This window comes from Streptomyces sp. NPDC088762 (assembly GCF_044750905.1).
In the GTDB taxonomy this organism is placed as follows: domain Bacteria; phylum Actinomycetota; class Actinomycetes; order Streptomycetales; family Streptomycetaceae; genus Streptomyces.
The window spans coordinates 217,623-234,864 of sequence record NZ_JBIVKT010000003.1 but is presented as its reverse complement, the minus strand read 5'-3'; the positions used below and the strand labels follow the sequence as shown (position 1 = coordinate 234,864).

Here is a 17,242-nt window from a genome sequence, read left to right as displayed (position 1 = left end):
CTCGATGGAAGGCTGGGTCATGGGGAAGCTGACAGTCGGTGCGCTGCGCGCCGTGCTCGTGGTGGTGCTCGCGGGCACCGTGTTCGTACAGGTGATGATGGTGTGGGCATTGGCCACCGACCCGGAGGACGGGTCGCTCCCTCTGACTCCGCTGCGCCTGATCACGATCCTGGGCATGGTGTCGGCCCAGGTCGCGCTGGTCTGCGTGTGGCGGCTGGTGACGATGGTGCGACGCGGAACCGTCTTCTCCCATGCCGCCTTCCGCTACGTGGACGGCGTGATCGGCGCGATCGTGGCGGCTGCCCTCGTGTGGTTCGCGGTCACGGCCATCAATGCGCCGGGCCAGCGGGAGGACCCGGGCGTCACCCTCATCATGGGCGGGATCGGCGTGGCCATCCTCGGGGTCGCACTCATCGTGCTCGTGCTGCGGATGCTGCTCGCCCAGGCGGTCGCGCGCGACGTCGAAGCGGCGCAGATGCAGGCCGAGTTGGACGAGGTGATCTGATGCCGATCGCCGTGGACATCGACGTGATGCTGGCCAGGCGGAAGATGTCCGTGGGCGAGCTCGCGGATCGCGTGGGGATCACGCCCGCCAACCTGGCGGTACTCAAGAACGGCCGCGCCAAGGCGGTCCGCTTCGCGACGCTCGCCGCGCTCTGCGAGGCACTCGAGTGCCAGCCGGGCGACCTGCTGCGCTGGGAGTCCGAGGACGCCGCGGAGGGATGACCTGCCCCAGGGCGGGCGTGGCATGTTCCTTGCTGCGACCGCCCGGACAGGCCGATCTGCTCCAGGCGCGTTGGTGTGCCCCTGCGAGCACCGCCGGACTACAAGCCGCCCACCCCCCTGTTCCGGCGAACCACCGCCGAGGCCACCGCCCCCGCCGCTTGAAGCGGAGTACGAGGACGTGCGGAGCCAGCAGCAAGGCCCGTCTCCCGGTTCTGCACGGTGCGCGGTGCGCGATGGGCCCGGCTGAACAGACTCGGCCGCCCGACACCCCGCCGGCGACCGGCCGCTCTTTGCACGAGGTGCGAGTAGATCGCGGAGTACGACAACGCCGGCGAGGCCGTCCGCCCGAAAGACTCCGTCCGACTCACCGGGATCACGACTTGCGACGTTCCGTGACCCTGCCGCAGGTACTCGAATACGGCCGCCCCGGGCCCGACCGGTCCCAGTCCGATCTGACCAGCCCGTCGGTCGGCGGACCAGGGCCTGGCGGCACAGGCGTGTGACAGTAAGTCTCGGTTCTGGGAGAGACCTTGGGGAGCGGTCACCATATGGTCCGCGCCCACATCGCCACCTTCCACGGGACTCCGGCCGACACCCCGCCTCGGCCTCCGATGGTGCGGCAAGTGACCGGCTGGCTTACGCGACACCCACCGCGCTGGGCGAGGACCACCAGGCATGTCCGCGACTTCGGCGAGGTACTCACCAGCCGCCTCAGCACGACGCTCCCTGCGTGGATCGACGCAGTCGACGCCAGCCAACTACTGAGGTTTTCGGGTCGTCGGCGGGCGGTGACGGTTCATGATCCCTGCGGTATGCCCGTGGGGTGAGGTATCCGGAGGGTGGGGGCCTGACTGCTGAGCGTCGGGCGTTTCGTGAGGGGATTCGGCTTCAGACCGGTGAGAGGTTCGCAGCGGGTGAGAAGACCGTGGTGATCGCGAAAGATCTGCGGGTGAGTGTGCGGTCGGTGGAACGCTGGCGTCGTGCCTGGCGCGAGGGTGGCATGGAGGCGTTGCGTTCCGCGGGTCCGGCGAACTCCCCAACCGTCACCGATGCCCAGTTCGCCGTGCTGGAGGAGGAACTCGGCAAGGGGCCTGCAGCTCATGGCTTCGACGACGAACGCTGGACCCTGGTCCGGGTCCAGGCCGTGATCAGCCGGCGTCTGAGGCTGAGCCTGTCGGTGGCGACGGTGTCGCGGCTGCTGAAACGGCACGGCTGGTCCTGGCAGGTACCCGCCCGCAGAGCGCTGGAGCGTGACGAGCACGCGGTGGAGCTATGGAAGAAGGAGGTGTGGCCCCGGGTAACAGCCTCGCGGCGGCATGCGGGGCCTGGATCGTCTTCGAGCACGAGGCCGGATTCTCCATGACGCTGCCTCGCGCCCGCACTTGGGGCCGACGCGAGCAGATACCCCTCATTCGCGTGCGTGGCAGGTGCCGCCGCCGGACCTCAGTCGCCGCGCTGTGCTGCTACAAATCCGGCGAGAAGAGCCGTCTCATCCACCGCCCCCGCACCCATTTACAGCTCCAGGGCGCACGCAAGAGCTTCTCTTGGAAGGACCACCGCGACCTCCTGGTGCGGGCACACATCCAGCTCGACGGCCCGATTGTGGTGGTCTGGGACAACCTCAACACCCATCTGGCCGCCGGACTGAAGCGGTACGAGGCCGAGCATGACTGGCTCACCACCGTCAGGCTTCCGCCGTACGCGCCCGACTTGAATCCCGTCGAGGCCATCTGGTCACTCGTGCGCAGAGCGATGGCCAACACCGCCTTCGCCACCCCCGACGACCGCGACCGCAAGCTCCGCCACGAGCTACGCAGGACCCAGCTCCGGCCCCACCTGATCGACGGCTGCCTCACCGCCACAAACCTGGCTATCAACCCTCCGCCTCCGCCCTGAAAACCTCAGTAGGTTCGTGCGCCAGTAGGCCGCGACCAGCAAGGCCCGATCCTCCAACGGCAGGCTCCAGGGCCGGCGAACTGCCGTGGGCTCAACACAGTGAACGGGGCTATCCAGACGGCTCCGACGCCGTGATCACACCAGCCGCACCAAGATCATCGCACCGGGCCAGCCCGCCCCGTCAGCTAGCTCCCTCGCCTCAGCGGAACTCGTGTACCACCTGGAGCTCACCGACCACGTGGGCGTTGAACTCGTCCAGCTCCTCGGCCGTAACCCAGAGCTCGAGGTCGTCTGCCCGCCAGCCTGCTGGATGGGATACCGGCTCAAAAGCTCCGACTCAACCTCAAAACGAGTGACGAAACCGGCGCCATTCGTGCTTCACGTTCCAGTCTGGCGTGATCCTGACCGCCTAGCCCTCGCTGAGGACCGAGTGGAAGATCAGCTGCTCGGGCAGCCGGGGGCGGCCAGGCACGGCAGTTCAGCTCCCGAAGCAGATCAAGCTCCTTGGGGCCGGTGGGGCGCCAAGTTGTCGTTGCTTGCTGGCTGGTCATCTGCATCGCTCTCCGAACGCAGACCGCCGGTACGGCGGCTCGGGAGACTGGACGAGACTGTCGCCGCAGACTCAGCAGTTACGCAGTTTGCACACTCGGACCAAGTCTGCGGCCAACAGTTACGGGCAGCCCTTAGGGCTCCAACAGGTTCGCTGCTCTCATGCTTGCGAGAAGTGCGTTGAAGTCCGCCTTCAAACCGTCGATGTTCGTCGCTGTAGAATCAGCTTGTCCTTTCGCGCGTTGCGGCAATGGCTCTATAGCCCAGGAGTTATTAGGGACATCCAGGTCGTAGAGTGTTTGCCATTTCAGATGGTTATCCATGGTGATGCCGCCGATACTTGGATTCCAAGACGGCTCTGTCTGGCCGGACACCTTGACCAGGGGATACGATGGCGGGCCTGTTTTGTATGAGACCAGCCGGTAGACACGATCATTAGCATGCGTTGGCTTGACTGTGTGCCCGATGGCGTAGTGCTTTCCATTCGTCCATGGGCTAGCAGCTGACCTTCTCCCGCATGCTGCCTTCACTGCCCACCCGATACCTCCCTGGCGCGTCGAGCTACCGGTGCCGTTAAGGATCAAGTCGCCCGGGGTATAGAAGTTGCATCTACCGATATTGGCGATGAGGGGACTCCCCGTATGGGAGACACCGATGCGTCGTTCGCCGTAGTAGATGGATCCTATCCAGATATCTGGAAACATCAGAGCGCCTGGGGCGGGGCCATTCTCGTACATGGTATGCCAATATGCGGGCAGGAGTGATGCCCCACTCGTGAGTCCCGTTTGCAGTCGTCCCTCGGCGAGCGTATGGGGTGAAATTTCAGTACGGAAGAAGGGGATTGATGTACTATCCGGCTTCTTGTAGCCGAAATCCTGAATAATGGCCGGTCCTGGCGGGTCTCCCCTGCCTCCGAGCCAGTTGAATGTCGAGGGTCGCTTGATGTAGGGGCCTTCGCATCTCCAGGCCAAGCCTTCGAATTCTGCAACGGTTTCCCCGGTTGAGGTCGGCCAGGCGGGAGAGGTTTCCGCGGGTATACGATGACTTCCATAGGTGCGCCCTGCGCTAATTGCCCGATACTGGTAGCCATTTCCGGGCTCACATAGTTCATCTAGTTCAATGTGGATCCCGAGGCCTGCGCCTTCACCAGGGTAGGGAGGTACGGTAGAGAATCCATTTGTGACACCCATAGTAGGGGGGCCTTGACCCATCGGCCCGTATCCCCAGTACCACGAGTTCCGGGAAATTGCTATGTCGCCCCCCACTACGGCTACATGCAATCCCCTGAAGAGTGAAGGTGCGTCTGCTTCTCCGTAGCACCCGATGTACGTGGCGCATGCAGGGCTGCCCGAAAGATCGCAGCTGAAATTTCGCCGGTTGTTTGCCTGGGTGTGGCAGGCGACAAAGGTGCAACCCAAGAATGAATGGTCATGAATTCCATCGCGGCCATTGCTCGAGGCGTCGACACCCATGATGAGCATCGCATTTGTTTCCATGTTCCCATTGCTGCCGATATCCAGGCCATGCTGCCCGTTCTCATACAGGTGGCAGCCGTATATTTGTGTGTTGTTCGCATTTACTTGAGGGTTGAAATAGGGTGCGTCGCTCGCGTAGATTGTAATCCCATTGCGCCTGAAGCCGCGAACGGCCACATTTTCAATCAAAGGGCCATGTGCCATGACGCGCACGCCGTCCATGTTGGGAGTCTGGTAATGCTCGGCTGCCAACATTCCTTGCGCGGGGACCGATTGTAGGCCGAATTGGCGGAGTATGCCCCAGTCCGCTCGGCCGCGAGCGGGCGTCATCTCGGCGCCCGTCCAGTAACCCGTCATGGCTATAGCGCAATAGACCAATTCCCCTCCAACCTGCCCGATTCCGGTAGCGTTGGAAAGGCTGAAATCCCCACCTTTAACATCTGCCAGTATGCGGGTGGTGCCGCCGAAATTAAGCGCGGTAAGTCCAGCGCCCGCACCTTCCAGAATGCTGCCGTTTGAGACGATGAGAGGCTTTTTGATGCGGTAGTCGCCGGGAGGCAGGTAGACGATTCTTCCGAAGGATTGCGGCTCGCCTTGTCCAGTTCGCGCTGCGCAATCCAAGGCTTGCTGGATCGCTCCCGTGTCGTTGGCCTTGCCGTCTCCGACAGCACCGAAGTCCAGCACGCTCAAGCGGGTATTGAGGTGCGGTCTGATTGTCACCGTACCTGAATCGTCGCAATCGCCTATCCAGTTTGGCGCGCTGGTGCACTGCGGATCCGAGGCGCGGACGAGTTGTCCCGAATCGTTGATACCAACTGCAGTAGCGAGGCCATTACCTAGACCGCCAAAAATTCCTCCAATTTGCACCTTAACGTTTTGCCCGATATTTGCCGACTCGAGCGCGACACCGAAAAACGGGCTAGTATGCCAGCGTTCTGGCTCTACTGCTGGAGTGACGGTAGTAGGGGATCCTGTGGTCCGGACTGCCTGGCGGGCGTTGATGGGTTTCGCGGCGCGCAGAGTGACGATATCCATCAGAACACCTCCTGCGTGATGGGCGCTTGCGAATCAACTCAACCTCTGAGGTCTCCTCATCGAAGTACGCATTCGTGGCCCGAGACCGCAGAGGTTTGGTACTGGGACGGCAGAGTCGCGGTCGGGCCAAGGAAAAACGAGGCGGAGCGGTGCTGTCGTCGTCAGCTTCAGCTCATCCACGAAGTGTTCGTCAGTTCGCCGTCTCCCCCTAACAGCGTAGGTGCATCGACGCGACCTTGGCGATCCGGAGCTTAGGTGGCCGACGCGGACCATCGCACCGCCGCGTACCACATCCTCCACCACGGCAGCAACGGCGATTACGCCTACGCACAGCGCTGGGCCCCGACGGTGCCCATTCACCTCTGAGACCTGGTGGGGCCACGGCGCCACCAGCCGCTTACCTCGTGTCGTTGAGGGGAGGGCAGTTGGGGTGTTGGGGGCGGTGAGGTGGGGTGTTGCAGGTTGGGTTGAGAAGGGGTGTGTACCAGGTGGGAACGGATTGACCTCAGGTTCTTCCAGGTTGGTTGAGAACCTTGCTGGTGTTGCAGATGGTGCCCGGGTCTTAAAGGACTGAGGCACCATTTCCTGTTCCTGGGTGTGGCTGCTGATGCGGCCGGCGGGCGTTGGTGGAGGTAAGTGGCGTGCTGGGGGAGGGTGCCGGGCTGGTGGTGGTGGAGGTCGAGGGCGTTTTCGAGTTCGGTGACGGTGTCGCTGAAGGGGTGCCGGTTGCCGAGGTAGCGGGCGAATTGCGCCGCCAGCGTCTTGGCGGCCGTGCCTGGTGGGACGAGGACGTACGTGACAGGCACCGGGACGTCGGCTGGTCTGTGTCGCGGGGGTGCGGTGTGTGTGGGCGAGGTGGCAGGTACGTCCCACGTGGCCAGGACCAGCCGTGCCGTTTCAGCAGCCGCGACACCGTCGCCACCGACAGGCTCAGCCTCAGACGCCGGCTGATCACGGCCTGGACCCGGACCAGGGTCCAGCGTTCGTCGTCGAAGCCATGAGCTGCAGGCCCCTTGCCTAGTTCCTCCTCCAGCACGGCGAACTGGGCATCGGTGACGGTGGGGGAGTTCGCCGGACCCGCGGAACGCAAGGCCTCCATGCCACCCTCGCGCCAGGCACGACGCCAGCTTTCCACCGACCGCACACTCACCCGCAGATCTTTCGCGATCACCACGGTCTTCTCACCCGCTGCGAACCCTCTCACCGGTCTGAAGCCGAATCCCCTCACGAAACGCCCGACGCTCAGCAGTCAGGCCCCCACCCTCCGGATACCTCACCCCACCGGCATACCGCAGGGATCATGAACCGTCACCGCCCGACAACGACCCGAAAACCTCAGTAACCGGTCGCACCGGCTTTGCACTCCACCCCTTTCCGGGACCACGACGCCGTGACAGCCGGCCTTACCTCGGGACGGAATTCCCTCAGCAACGGCTCCCCAGAACCTGTGCCAACGCCGGATCAGGCCAGCTCCACGGATCGGTGGACGCGAAAGGAGGTGAGGTCCTCGGGTTCCACACTTGCTGAATCCACCCGATAACGCCCAGCCCCGAGTTCGCGGACGAACGGGCTGCCCTCCGTATCCGCCTGAGATCCATCGAGGTGTGGGGGCGGTGTGGCGGCGGGTCTCGAAGGGCTGCTCATGGTGATCGTGATGGCATGAGAGAGCAGCGGTTCGACGTGTGGGCGGCCGGGGTCGCCTACGAGCGGTACATGGGGCGGTGGAGTCGTCTCGTGGCGAAGGAGTTCGTGGCGTGGCTCGACTGTGCCGACGGTCTGCGGTGGCTGGACGTGGGGTGTGGTCCTGGCGTGCTGTCGGCGGTGGTGGCCGCCCGGTGCCGGCCTCGGGGGGTGGTGGGAATCGACCGGTCGGAGGGGTTCGTGGGCTCGGCCCGGGCCGCCGCCGCGGCCTCGTCGCACTTCGTCGTGGCGGATGCGATGGCGCTTCCGGTGCGTGAGGCAACGATGGACGTCGCCGTCAGCGGTCTCACGCTGAACTTCCTGCCCGAGCCCACCACGGCAGTGGCCGGGATGGCCCGGGTGGTCCGGCCGGGCGGCCTGGTTGCCGCGTACGTGTGGGACTACGCCGACGGCATGGGTTTCCTGTGCCGGTTCTGGGACGCGGCGGTCGAGGTGGACCCCTCCGCAACTGCACTGGACGAGGGCCGTCGGTTCCGCGCGTGCCGCCCGGAGCGGTTGCGCGAGGTGTGGGCCGACGCGGGGCTCGTCGACGTGTCCACCACCCCGATCGAGGTGCCCACCGTATTCGCCGATATCGCCGATCTGTGGGAGCCCTTCCTGGCGGGGCAGGGCCCCGCACCCGGCTACGTGGCCTCACTTGCCCCGCCCGACCGGGACCGGGTCCGTGACGCGCTCGGTTCGGCCGTGCCCAGGAGACCGGACGGTTCCATTGCGCTCACCGCCCGGGCTTGGGCCGTGAGCGGCCGGGCCCGGTCCGGATCCCGGTGACCTTCGGGTCGGTCAGCGCGGATCCCCAGACCGCTGCAGGGAGGGCCGTACGGGCGGATCCCTGACCGGCGTTCTCAATCGGTGTCGGAGGGGGAGCGTGCAGAAAGAGGGGTGGCGATCTGCTCGAGTGAGCGTCCCTCGGCCGCCACCGCGTAGAAGACGGCGACCACGCCCGCGCAGACCATCAGCCCGGCCCCGATGCAGAAGGCGAGGACGGTGTCGGCCCGGACGCCGCTGGAGGTGAGGTCGGCGAAGACCATCGGACCGGAGATGCCGCCGGCGGCGGTGCCGATCGCGTAGAAGAACGCGATGGCCATGGCCCGGGTCTCCATGGGGAAGATCTCGCTCACCGTCAGGTACGCCGAACTCGCCCCGGCCGACGCGAAGAAGAGCACCGCGCACCAGCAGGCGGTCATGGTGAGCGCGGTGAGTTCGCCCGCGCCGAAGAGCCAGGCCGTGCCGAACAGCAGCAGCCCCGAGAGCACGTACGTACCGGCGATCATCGGGCGGCGGCCGAGGGTGTCGAAGTACCGGCCGAGCAGGAGCGGTCCGAGGAAGTTGCCGAAGGCGATGACGGCGAAGTAGTAGCCGGTGACGCCGCTGGAGACGTCGAAGAACCGGATCAGGATGGTCCCGAAACCGAACGTGATGGCGTTGTAGAGGAACGCCTGTCCGATGAAGAGGGACAGGCCGAGGACGGCGCGTCGCGGGTAGGAGCGAAAGACGGTCCGGGCGATCGCGCCGAAGCCGATGCTGTGGTGCTGGGTGACGGTGATGGCCTCGTCCGGTTCGGGCAGCCGGACACCCTTCTCCGCCTCCACCTGCCGTTCGACTTCGGTGACCAACTCCTCGGCGTCGTGGGCCTTGCCGTGGATGAACATCCAGCGGGGACTTTCGGGCACGTGGCGACGGACGAGAAGGATCACCAGGCCCAGGACGACACCGAGGGCGAAGGTCAGCCGCCAGCCGAGCCAGGCCGGGAACACGTCGGTGTCCAATGCGACCACGGACAGCAGGGCGCCGGCGACGGCCCCGAGCCAGAAACTGCCGTTGATGATCAGGTCGACCCGGCCCCGGTACTTGCCGGGGATCAGCTCGTCGATGGCGGAGTTGATGGCCGCGTACTCGCCGCCGATCCCGAAACCGGTGAAGAAGCGGAAGAGGAAGAACCACCAGGGCGAGAAGGAGACGGCGGTCAGGGCGGTCGCGGCGAGGTAGAGCCCGAGGGTGACGAGGAATAGCTTCTTGCGGCCGTAGAGATCGGTCAACCGGCCGAAGAACAACGCCCCCGAGCACGCCCCCGCCACATAGAGGGCGGCGGCGACGCCGGTGACCTGCGCGTCGGTGATCGACAGGCCGCTGCCGTCCTCCGAGAGGCGTCCGGCGATGTTGCCGACGATGGTGACTTCGAGGCCGTCGAGGATCCACACGGTCCCGAGGCCGACCACGATCATCCAGTGCCACCGGGACCACGGCAGCCGGTCCAGCCGCGCAGGCACCTGCGTGGTGACGGTCCCCGTATCCCTGCTCCCGGAGCGGTACCCAAGCTCAGCCATGCACGCGCTGTTGCCCGCCGCCGGACACCCCAAACCACAAGGCAGCCGTACGCCGTACGGTGCCTTGTCGGTCTCCCGGTTGGCCGAGGAGGCTGACGGCGTGGGGGAGTTCGGCAGGCCCGACGGCCGCAGGTCCCTCAGGCGGTCGGCTGCAGGCGTACGCAGCAGCGGTCGGGGCTCGGCGCCAGGGACGCCTCGAGCCCGGACGTGCCCAGGCCGCGGAGGATGCCGCGAAGCAGGTGGAGGTTCATGCCGCACACCGTCTGGGTGTGTGCCTGCGCCAGCGCGTGGAAGGGGCAGTTGGCCAGGACGATGGCACCGGCACCGGCACCGACACCGGCATCGTCATCGCGGCGTGGCTCGAAGCCGTACCGTTCCAGCAGTTCGCAGACGTTCGTCCCGTTCTGCTCGCCCAGCTGAGTGCCGAGTTCTTCGGCCTTCCGGTGCAACACCTGGCGCACCGGCTCACCGGTCGCGTCGGATTCCTCCACCGCTTGGGCGAGCAGTCGTCCGGCCAGCTCGTAGCGGCGGTCCGGCAAGTGGACGACGACCTCCCTCGCCGACCGGCGGTAGAGCTTCGCCGGCCTGCCCGCGCCCGGTCCGGAGCGTCCGCTGCGGCGCTCGTAGACGACGTCGAGCAGCGATTCGTCAGCCAGGCGGTCCAGGTGGAACGCAGCCGTCTTCCGGGCGAGCCCGAGGGCCGCGGCCGCCTCGTCACGGCTGACGGCGCTCGGCTGGCGCACCACGTGGTCGTACAGCCTCCTGCGGGTCGGCTCATCGAGAGCGGCAACAGCGGAGACGTCTGGGTCACGTACTTCCTTCGGGGTGTCCACGCCCCCCAGTGTAAAACCCACAGCCATTGACTAAAGAGCAGAAGGGAGCTTCTATAGGAAATGAACCTTGCCGTTAGAAGGAGAGGGTCATGTCGTCCGTAACCACAAGCACCACTTTCGCGGCCTGGCGGCGGGCGGCGCTCGCCGACCCCGGGTACCAGGCGTTCGTGATTCTCCGTACCGGATTCACGGTGGCGCCGATCCTGTTCGGTCTGGACAAGTTCGCCAACCTGCTCGTGGACTGGCCCACCTACCTCGCGCCGTGGATCGACGACCTCGTTCCCGGCAGCGCCCAGGCGGCCATGTACGCGGTCGGTGTGGTCGAGATCGTGGCCGGCATCGCCGTGGCGCTGGCTCCGCGCTTCGGGGGCTGGCTGGTGGCCGGGTGGCTGGCGGGGATCATCGTCAACCTGCTGACCATCCCCGGCTACTACGACATCGCGCTGCGTGACTTCGGTCTGCTCCTCGGTGCCGTGGCGCTCGCCCGGCTCGCCCGGCGTTACCACGTCAAGCGGTGAACAGCCCCGAGTCCGCCGAGCCCCTCCGGTGGGTGGTGCCCCGCGGCACCACCCACCACCGCCCTGCTCCCCGGGTCGTCCGGGAACCGTCATCAGCGCCACGCGCGAGCGGTGGGACGGAGCCGATGGGATGGTGAAGGCATGGGAGGCATCCATGGAGCCGTCCCTGGTTCTGCCGGAACCGATCGCCGGCGGCCGAGCACGGTCTCGCGGACCGGCGGCTACGTTCCCCTGCGCGACTACGCCGTGATCGGCGATGGCCGGTCAGCCGCCCTGGTCGCCCGCGACGGGTCGGTGGACTGGCTGGGGCTGCCGGATCTGGACTCGCCCGCCGTGTTCGGCGCTGTCCTCGACGTCGACCGCGGCGGCCGGTTCCTCCTGGAACCAACGGTTCCGTACCGCAGCGAGCGCCGCTATCTGCCCGGCACGAACGTGCTGGAGACGACGTTCGTCACCCCACGGGGCACTGTACGGACGACCGACGCTCTGACCCTCCACGACGAGGCCGCGCTCGCCCCGATGCGCGAGCTGCTGCGGCGCATCGACGGCGTATCCGGGGCCGTGCCGATGCGGTGGAGCGTGGAGCCCCGATTCGGCTACGGCACCCGCACCACGCGGTTCGTCCGGCGCGCAGGAGTGCCGGTGGCGACAGCCGGTGCCGACGCGCTCGCCGTCTGCGCCTGGGAGGCCGGCGAGCCCAGGTGCGAGGGGGAGGCCATCACGGGCGGCTTCTTCACCTCCCCGGGCGGGAGCGCACTGATCGCCGTGCCCTTCGCCCGTCAGGAGCCGCTGGTCCTGCCGGCTCGCGTCGAGTGCGAGGCCCGCCTGCAGCGCACCTGCGCGGCCTGGCGGCGCTGGGCCGACGACCGGATCTACACCGGCAGGTGGCACGCGGCGGTGATGCGCAGCCTGCTCACGTTGAAACTGCTGGTCTTCGCCCCGTCGGGCGCGGTCGCGGCAGCGGTGACGACCTCGCTGCCGGAACACGTCGGAGGCGCCCGCAACTGGGACTACCGCTTCTCGTGGGTCCGCGACTCCGCCTTCACCGTGGCCGCCTTCCTCCAGCTCGGCTGCCCCGCGGAAGCGCACGCGTACTTCTGGTGGCTGATGCACGCCTCCCACCTCACCCACCCCCGCCTGCAGGTCCTCTACCGGCTGGACGGCGGGGCCCACACCACGGAGGAGGTGCTCCCCTGGCAGGGCTACCGCGGCTCGGCGCCGGTCCGCATCGGCAACGCGGCCGCCGATCAGGTCCAGCTCGACACCTACGGCGAGCTGATGCAGACCGCCTGGCTGTACGCCCGGGCCGCAGGAAGGCTGGACGCGGACATCGCCCGGCGCCTCGCCGAACTCGCCGACCTCGTCTGCGCCACGTGGCGGGAACCCGACTCCGGCATCTGGGAAGTACGCAGCGCACCGCGCCACTTCACCCAGTCGAAGATGATGTGCTGGGTGGCGCTCGACCGCGCGGCCCGCCTCGCCGCGCACCGTTCGATTCCCGACGGCCACCTCGCCCGCTGGCAGTCCGCCCGCCAGGAGATCACCGCGTTCATCGAGACGCGCTGCGTCTCCCCGCGCCGCAACTGCTACGTGCGCTCCGCCGGCACCGAGGACCTGGACGCCGCCGTCCTCCTCGGCCACCTCTACGGCTACGACGGCGACCTCCAGCGGATGCGGGCCACGATCACGGCCGTCGGGCAAGAGCTGCGGCACGGGCCGTACGTCGACCGCTACTCGGGCGAAGACGGTCTGAGCGGATCAGAGGGCGCCTTCCTCGCCTGCTCCTTCTGGCTCGCCGAGGCCCTCGCCGGCACCGGACGTCTCGCCCAGGCCACCGAACTGATGGACGACCTGGTTCGACTGGCCAACGACGTCGGTCTCTACAGCGAGGAGATCGACGCGGCCACCGGAGACTTCCTCGGCAACCTGCCCCAGGGGCTCAGTCACCTGGCGCTGATCAGTGCCGCCCACGCCATCGACGCCGCTTCCGAGGAGGCGAGCGGGTGAACGCGTGGGGCACGGCCGCCGGGGCGTTCGTCGGCACACTGGTGCTGACCACCGCATTACGCGCCGCCGGAGAGATGCGCCTGACGCGCATGGACCTGCCCTTCCTGCTCGGCACGGCGGTGACCGTCGACCGCACGCGCGCCAAGGCCGTCGGCTACCTCATGCACTTCCTCAACGGCGAGATCTTCGCCTTCGCGTACTACGCCGTCTTCCTCGCGATCGGCACGGCCGGATGGTGGCTCGGCGCCCTGTTCGGCCTCCTTCACGGCCTGTTCGCCGGCACCGCACTGGTCAGCGTTCTCCTGCCGCTCGTCCACCCCCGGATGGGAAGCCCGCTCACCAGCGCCCCCGAGGTGGCCCTTCTGGAACCCCCCGGCTTCCTGATGCTCAACTACGGACCGAGCACTCCCGTCGTCACCGTCCTCGCCCACATCGGCTACGGCACCATCGTCGGAGGCTTCACCACGCTCGGCCCCTGACTCGATCCGGGGTGCCGTCACCGCACGGCGGGCATATGGTCGCCCTATGGGTGACGGCCGGTGTGACGGGCGCGGAGCCCGGCTGCCGGAGCATCCCGGATCTGCCCGCCGCCGGCGGTACCGCCGGGCACCACTCGGTCGCGCCCGGCCCTCGCCGACCGATGACGAAGGGCGCTGAGAGGGCGTGCGGCCGCCGACCGCCTCCGCCGGAGGGTCACCCGTGGAGAGGCTCGATGCCGCCGTGGCAGAGCTGGTCCGGGCCACCGGGGCTTCCGTGGCCCTTGTCTACCGGCTTCCTGCAGGTGAAAGGGTTCTGCACCTGGCGGTGGTGTCGGGAGCCCCCGGGCAGATCACTGCTCCGTGGGCGCGGATCGACCTGGGCGCACGGATCCCGGTCGCGGACGCCATACGGGAGCAGCGCCTGGTGTGGCTGGGCGGCCGCGAGGAGGTCGCGCGACGCTACCCGAGGCTCGGACTCGTATTGCCCTACGACTTCATGCTCGCCGCCGCCGCGATCACGGACGCGACCACTCCGACGGGCGGCCTCGTGCTGCTCTGGCCCGTCTTTCGCCCGCCGGAGCTGAGCCCGGCCGAGCGCGAGGCGATGGGTGTCTTCTGCCGCACGGCGGGAGCACTCCTGCAGCAGGCCGACGTCAGCGGGGATCCGGCGCGGGCGGCGGACGAGCCCCGGGTGCTTCCTCCGCCCGGTTCCGCCACCCCCGAGCGCGACGAGGCACAGGCGGTGGTCGACTTCGCCGAGCGCCTGCCCGTGGGGTGCTGCGCCATGGACCTGGACGGCCGCATCACGTACCTCAACTCCGCCGTGACCGACCTCGTCGGGGCCGGCGCCGCGGTCCTCCGGGGTGCACGGCCTTGGGAAGTGCTGCCATGGATGCGCGAGCCCGTCTTCGAAGAGCACTACCGTGCCGCGGTGGTCAGCCGCCAGCCCACGTCCTTCACCGCCCTGCGTCCACCCGACCAGTGGCTGTCGTTCCGGCTCTACCCCGACGCCTCCGGCATCAGCGTCCACATCACCTCTGGGACCGCCCCTGAGGCGTCGGGGGCCCGCCGGTCTCCACCACCTTCCACTGAGCTGGCCGGCGTCGCGTCCCTCTACCATCTGATGCACCTGGCCGCCGCTCTGACGGAAGCCGTCGGGGTGAACGAGGTCGTCGATCTCGTCGCGGACCAGATCGTGCCCGCCTTCGGCCCGCAGGCCCTGGCCGTGATGACGGCACACGAGGGCCGACTGCACATCATCGGCTACCGCGGATACACCGCCGAGCTCATGGACCGCTTCGATGCCATGCCGCTCACCTCCGACACGCCGACGGCACAGGTCCTGATCACCGGTGTGCCCCGCTTCTTCGCCGGCTTCGCTGACTTGAAGCAGGAGTACCCCTCAGCCGTCCATCTGGACGGCATGGCCTCATGGGCGTTTCTGCCTCTGATCGCCTCCGACCGCATCGTCGGCTCCCTCGTCCTCGCCTACGACCAGCCCCACCCCTTCACCTCGGCCGAACGCGCCGTGCTGACCTCGCTGGCGGGCCTCATCGCCCAGGCACTGGACCGCGCGCGCCTCTACGACACCAAGCACGAACTGGCCCACACCCTGCAATCGGTCCTGCTCCCGCACACCCTTCCCCGCGTCCCGGGCCTGGACGTGGCCGCGCGCTACCTCCCCGCGGGCCGCGGCATGGACATCGGCGGAGACTTCTACGACCTCATCCGCCACGACGCCACCACCGTCACCGTTGCCATCGGCGACGTCCAGGGCCACAGCATCACCGCGGCCGCCCTCATGGGACAGGTCCGTACCGCCGTCCACGCCCACGCCACCGCCGGCACGCCCCCCGGAGAGGCCCTCGCCCGCACCAACCGCCTCCTGATCGACCTGGACCCGGGCCTGTTCACCAGTTGCCTGATAGCCCACATCGACCTCGCGCAGCACCGGGCGCACCTCGCCACCGCCGGACACCCACCACCGATCCTGCGCCACCCCGACGGACGCACCGACGTCCTGCACGTGCCCCCTGGCCTGCTGCTGGGCATCGAGGCCGACGCCGGCTACCCGACCACCGAGATCCCCCTGCTTCCCGGCACGGTCCTCGCCCTGTACACCGATGGACTCGTCGAAATCCCCGGCCTCGACATCGACAGCACCACAGCAGACCTCGCCCGTCGGCTCGCCCGGGCCGAAACCCGGACCATGGACGATGTCGCGGACGATCTCATCGCGTACGCCACGGCCTCCGCGCCCCGCCACGACGACATCGCCCTCCTCCTGATCCGGACTTCCCCCGACCGGTGAGACCGCGCCGACGGCCTGTTCCACCTGCCCCTGTCTCAGCCGAGGAAGGACAGACGTACGGTGCGCCGGGGGTTGTCCGTGTTGGTGTCCACCAGGACGATCGACTGCCAGGTGCCCAGGGCGAGTTCGCCGTCGATGACGGGCAGGGTGGCGTGCGGTGGCACGAGCGCCGGGAGTACGTGGTCGCGTCCGTGGCCGGGGGAGCCGTGCCGGTGGCGCCAGCGGTCGTCGGCGGGCAGCAGCGTGCGCAGGGCGTCCAGCAGGTCGTCGTCGCTGCCGGCTCCCGTCTCGATGACGGCGAGACCGGCCGTGGCGTGCGGGGTGAACACGTTGAGGAGCCCGTCGCGCCCCCGCGCGACGTCGCGCAGGAAGCCGGCGCAGGCGGCCGTCAGGTCGTGGACGGTCTCGTCGGAGCCGGTGGTGACGTCGATGGTCCGCGTGGTGAAGGTGTCGTTCATCCCTCCATCCTCGCGCGGCGCCCGCGACCGGCCGTCAGGCGCGGCGGCGCGAACCGGGGCCGTTGTACGCGCCCCGGGCCCGTTGCTCCGGCAGTGGTGGGACTGGAGGGTTCAGCGGGTCGCGGCGAGGGCGGCCGCGTCGGTGGCGTACGGGGCGAAGTCGGCGTTGGTCTTGCAGCCGAGCCCGTCGTACGTGTTGACCTTGGTCTGCGGGTCGGTGCGCACGAGGCGGTACTTGCAGGCGCCCTTGATGTAGCGGCCCTGGACCCCGCCCGGGAAGTCGATCTCCTTGTTCCACAGGTAGGGCGAGCTGTAGTCGTTCAGGTGGGCCGTGGCGTTCACGTCGATGCCGCCTGGCGCGTGGATCTCGTACACCCAGCCGGTCTTCGCGCTGCCGTAGGTGGCGAACTTCTGGGCGACCCACTGCTCGCAACTGGTGCTGAGGTGTGCGCTGTCCTGGCCGCCGCCCTTGACGATGTACTCGGCCAGCGGCGTCACCCGCTCACCCCGGGGGGTGAAGCCGGTCTGGAAGATGTCCTCGACGGTCTCCCGGGTGTCGCCGCGCCACAAGGTGTTCACATCGGTGCGCCATTGCCAGCGCTCGTCCGCGGCCGCGGCGGCGACGGGGCGGGCGATGGCCGGGTTGGTGGTGGTGCGCCACCAGTCCCAGGCCCGGTATTCGACGGTCGGTCCGCAGGGGGTGGTGAGATCGTCCTCGGCGGCCCGGACCGCCGGCGCCCCGGCGCGCTCGGAGGTGTGGACGGTGAGGGGAGGGTGGCCGGCAGGGGCGGCGGCCGCGGCGGGGGCGATGGCGGCGGCGGAGAGCAGGCCGAGCGTGGCCAGCATCCGCACGGCGGACTTGAGCGGCATGGTGAGGACCCATCAGTCGATCAACGTGATGGGTCTCGTTATAGGGGTGCGCCGCAGCAG

Annotated in this window: 15 protein-coding genes and 1 pseudogene; 9 read left to right on the top strand and 7 right to left on the bottom strand. The window is 68.0% G+C overall.

Annotated elements, in window-relative coordinates:
- Positions 1–19 precede the first annotated feature (19 nt).
- The 4 genes from ACIP5M_RS09435 (at position 20) to ACIP5M_RS09420 (ending at position 2,622) form a co-directional block, all read left to right on the top strand.
- Positions 20–505 (top strand): DUF2975 domain-containing protein, encoded by a 486-nt coding sequence (locus tag ACIP5M_RS09435; protein WP_401195066.1) that lies wholly within the window; start codon positions 20–22, stop codon positions 503–505.
- Positions 505–726, top strand: coding sequence for a helix-turn-helix domain-containing protein (locus tag ACIP5M_RS09430; protein ID WP_401194074.1), 222 nt, complete (start codon positions 505–507; stop codon positions 724–726). Before ACIP5M_RS09435 ends, ACIP5M_RS09430 begins: the two co-directional genes overlap by 1 nt.
- Positions 727–1,549: 823 nt before the next feature.
- Positions 1,550–2,089, top strand: coding sequence for a winged helix-turn-helix domain-containing protein (locus ACIP5M_RS09425; protein WP_401194071.1), 540 nt, complete (start codon positions 1,550–1,552; stop codon positions 2,087–2,089).
- Positions 1,999–2,622 carry a transposase gene (locus ACIP5M_RS09420; protein ID WP_401194069.1) on the top strand — a complete coding sequence of 208 codons (624 nt, stop codon included), beginning with the start codon at positions 1,999–2,001 and terminating at the stop codon, positions 2,620–2,622. Before ACIP5M_RS09425 ends, ACIP5M_RS09420 begins: the two co-directional genes overlap by 91 nt.
- 199 nt (positions 2,623–2,821) lie before the next feature.
- Here the strand turns inward: ACIP5M_RS09420 and ACIP5M_RS09415 are convergent.
- From ACIP5M_RS09415 to ACIP5M_RS09405, 3 genes and pseudogenes are all read right to left on the bottom strand, one after another.
- A pseudogene (locus ACIP5M_RS09415) lies at positions 2,822–3,173 on the bottom strand (hypothetical protein).
- Positions 3,174–3,305: 132 nt separating this feature from the next.
- A complete protein-coding gene (locus tag ACIP5M_RS09410) occupies positions 3,306–5,681 on the bottom strand; it encodes a glycosyl hydrolase family 28-related protein (protein WP_401194067.1) in 2,376 nt (791 codons plus the stop codon).
- A gap of 562 nt (positions 5,682–6,243) precedes the next feature.
- Positions 6,244–6,885, bottom strand: coding sequence for a winged helix-turn-helix domain-containing protein (locus ACIP5M_RS09405; RefSeq protein WP_401195063.1), 642 nt, complete (start codon positions 6,883–6,885; stop codon positions 6,244–6,246).
- Between the two features lie 455 nt (positions 6,886–7,340).
- On the opposite strand from ACIP5M_RS09405, the gene ACIP5M_RS09400 reads away from it, so the two are divergent.
- Positions 7,341–8,150 (top strand): class I SAM-dependent methyltransferase, encoded by an 810-nt coding sequence (locus ACIP5M_RS09400; RefSeq protein WP_401194065.1) that lies wholly within the window; start codon positions 7,341–7,343, stop codon positions 8,148–8,150.
- 74 nt (positions 8,151–8,224) lie between these two features.
- Here the strand turns inward: ACIP5M_RS09400 and ACIP5M_RS09395 are convergent, their stop codons facing one another.
- Together ACIP5M_RS09395 and ACIP5M_RS09390 are read right to left on the bottom strand one after the other, a co-directional pair.
- Positions 8,225–9,706: an MFS transporter gene (locus tag ACIP5M_RS09395; RefSeq protein WP_401194062.1), complete on the bottom strand. Its 1,482-nt coding sequence runs from the start codon at positions 9,704–9,706 to the stop codon at positions 8,225–8,227.
- 137 nt (positions 9,707–9,843) lie between these two features.
- On the bottom strand, positions 9,844–10,566 hold the full coding sequence (locus ACIP5M_RS09390) for a helix-turn-helix transcriptional regulator (RefSeq protein ID WP_401194060.1): 723 nt from the start codon (positions 10,564–10,566) through the stop codon (positions 9,844–9,846).
- A 62-nt stretch (positions 10,567–10,628) separates the two neighbouring features.
- Here ACIP5M_RS09390 and ACIP5M_RS09385 point away from each other — a divergent pair, with 62 nt between their 5' ends.
- From ACIP5M_RS09385 to ACIP5M_RS09370, 4 genes are all read left to right on the top strand, one after another.
- On the top strand, positions 10,629–11,057 hold the full coding sequence (locus tag ACIP5M_RS09385) for a hypothetical protein (protein WP_401194058.1): 429 nt from the start codon (positions 10,629–10,631) through the stop codon (positions 11,055–11,057).
- 141 nt (positions 11,058–11,198) lie between these two features.
- On the top strand, positions 11,199–13,064 hold the full coding sequence (locus ACIP5M_RS09380) for a glycoside hydrolase family 15 protein (protein WP_401194055.1): 1,866 nt from the start codon (positions 11,199–11,201) through the stop codon (positions 13,062–13,064).
- Complete coding sequence (locus ACIP5M_RS09375) at positions 13,061–13,543, top strand: hypothetical protein (protein WP_401194052.1); 483 nt, start codon at positions 13,061–13,063, stop codon at positions 13,541–13,543. Before ACIP5M_RS09380 ends, ACIP5M_RS09375 begins: the two co-directional genes overlap by 4 nt.
- A 220-nt stretch (positions 13,544–13,763) precedes the next feature.
- The gene (locus ACIP5M_RS09370) at positions 13,764–15,854 is read left to right on the top strand and encodes a SpoIIE family protein phosphatase (protein WP_401194049.1); all 2,091 of its coding nucleotides are present in this window, start codon (positions 13,764–13,766) and stop codon (positions 15,852–15,854) included.
- Positions 15,855–15,889: 35 nt separating this feature from the next.
- Here ACIP5M_RS09370 and ACIP5M_RS09365 read toward each other — a convergent pair whose 3' ends face one another.
- Positions 15,890–16,312, bottom strand: a complete 423-nt coding sequence (locus ACIP5M_RS09365) for a secondary thiamine-phosphate synthase enzyme YjbQ (RefSeq protein WP_401194047.1) — start codon at positions 16,310–16,312, stop codon at positions 15,890–15,892.
- Between the two features lie 111 nt (positions 16,313–16,423).
- Positions 16,424–17,182 carry a hypothetical protein gene (locus ACIP5M_RS09360; RefSeq protein ID WP_401194045.1) on the bottom strand — a complete coding sequence of 253 codons (759 nt, stop codon included), beginning with the start codon at positions 17,180–17,182 and terminating at the stop codon, positions 16,424–16,426.
- Positions 17,183–17,242 lie beyond the last annotated feature (60 nt).